The following is a 1,798-nucleotide window of genomic DNA, read 5'->3' as shown; positions in this document are numbered from 1 at the left end:
AGCCAGACTCGGCCGTGGTGCCGAGTGTGCCGGGGGTTTCGGCACCACGGCCGAGTCTGGCTTCCTCGCCGGGTGAGAAACGGGCGGCGGCGCGGGCGATCGAGGATCACATCGAACCCGGCACGCGTGCGGCGGGACGGTGGGCGGACGACGAGAACAGCGCCGCCTTACAGGAGTTCGCGGCGAAGGACGGGGAGGGGTGGGTGACTTCGGCGGCCCTGAAGAAGGCGCACGGCACGTGGGCGGACCAGGTGAAGAACCTGATGGACCGGCTGGGCGCGGAGAAGGACGCGTTGCGGAGCGGGAACGCGGTGCTGACGAGTACGGACCTGGCGGTGGGGTCGACGTTGCGGGAGCGGTCCGCGTTGGACACGTTCTGAGGTGAGCGGGTCGGCGGCCAACGGGCTTTCGGATCAGCGGAGTTATTGGGCCGGCGGAGCTGTTGGGCCGGCGGAGTTATTGGGTCAGTGGAGCTGTTGGGCCAGCGAGAGTTATTGGGTCAGCGGAGTTATTGGGGCGACTGGGCGCATGCCGACGTATCACGAGATCATGACCACCGACCTCGCCGCGCTGACCACCGCGGCCGAGCGCTGGGACGGCATGGCGGGCGAGTTCGAGAAGCAGGAGGCGGCGTACCGGCGGGATGTGCACGGCATCTCCGTGGACACGACGTGGACCGGGCTCAGCGCCGACGCGGCGAACGCCCGCTTCGACGTCACGCTCAAGGAGTTCCAGTACGCGCAGACCGAGGCCAAGGGCATCGCGGCGCTGCTGCGGGACGCGCACGACCGGTTCGTGGAGTTGCGGGGCCGGGTGGTGGCGGCGCGGTGGGACGCGGTCCGGGCGGGCATGCGGGTCTCGGAGTCCGGGGTGGTGAGCCCGAGTTCGGACCAGCCGGACACCCCCGCCGCTCCCCAGGCCGTACAGCCGTGGCAGGACGGGATCAACAAGGCCGTACGCGATGTGACGGACGCGGACACGGGCGTCCGGGTCGCGCTGGCGGCGGTGGTGATCGACTCCGAACTACTGGCCGGCGGGCGGGGGTTCAACGGCAGGGCGCTGGGAGACATCGAAGCGTACGAGGCCGAGGAGACGGAGGGGTATCTCCAGAAGCTGAGCAGGGGCGGTGAGTTGACGGACACTCAATTGGCTGAATTGGAGCGCTCGTTCCGCGACAACAGCGAGGACGGGGCGTTCTCGCAAATGGTCCTGGACGACTTGGGCCCCACCGGCACGATCAAGCTCACGAACGAACTGAACGACCGCATCCACGTCCAGGGCGGCGCCGGTGCGGGTGCGTACTCGGCGATCGAGACGGGCCTGGCGAACACGCTCGCTACGGCGACGAGGGACACGAAGTCGCACTGGTACGGGAAGTGGCGCACCGAGATGCGACGCGTGGGCTTGGCGCACTACGCCACGGACGCCCAGGGCCTCCACCTGGACAAGGCCGTCGGCTACCAGTCCCTCGTCACGCTGATGCAGAAGGGCCACGGCTATTCCGCGGGGATGGTCGAGGATCTCACCGACGACATGATCGCCGCGGAGAAGAAACACCCCGGGATCTGGCGAGTGAAGGGCACGTATGCCGGGGCGCGTGGCGGTTGGTTCGCCAACGACCCCGTCGACGGGATGCTCGGCATCATGAGTCGCGACCCGGCGGAGTCCGCGCGTTATCTCCATTCCGACGCCCACATGAAATACCTCATGAAAGACCGGGACTGGAACGTCACCCTGAACGACGAGGGGGTTTCGAAGGGCGGGCGTTATGTACCCCGGTTGGACGGGGATGACCGGG

General features: G+C 68.2%; 2 protein-coding genes. Both read left to right on the top strand.

The features are described from left to right. Positions 1–14 precede the first annotated feature (14 nt). A complete protein-coding gene (locus AC31A1_RS50905; RefSeq protein ID WP_489659832.1) occupies positions 15–380 on the top strand; it encodes a hypothetical protein in 366 nt (121 codons plus the stop codon). A gap of 169 nt (positions 381–549) precedes the next feature. After that, a partial coding sequence (locus AC31A1_RS50900) for a WXG100 family type VII secretion target (protein WP_489659831.1) occupies positions 550–1,798 on the top strand: 1,249 nt, incomplete at its 3' end.

The sequence above is a fragment of the Streptomyces sp. P5F9 genome, from assembly GCF_057961495.1.
The sequence above is the reverse complement of the archived record's forward strand: the minus strand, read 5'-3'. Positions and strand labels throughout refer to the sequence as shown.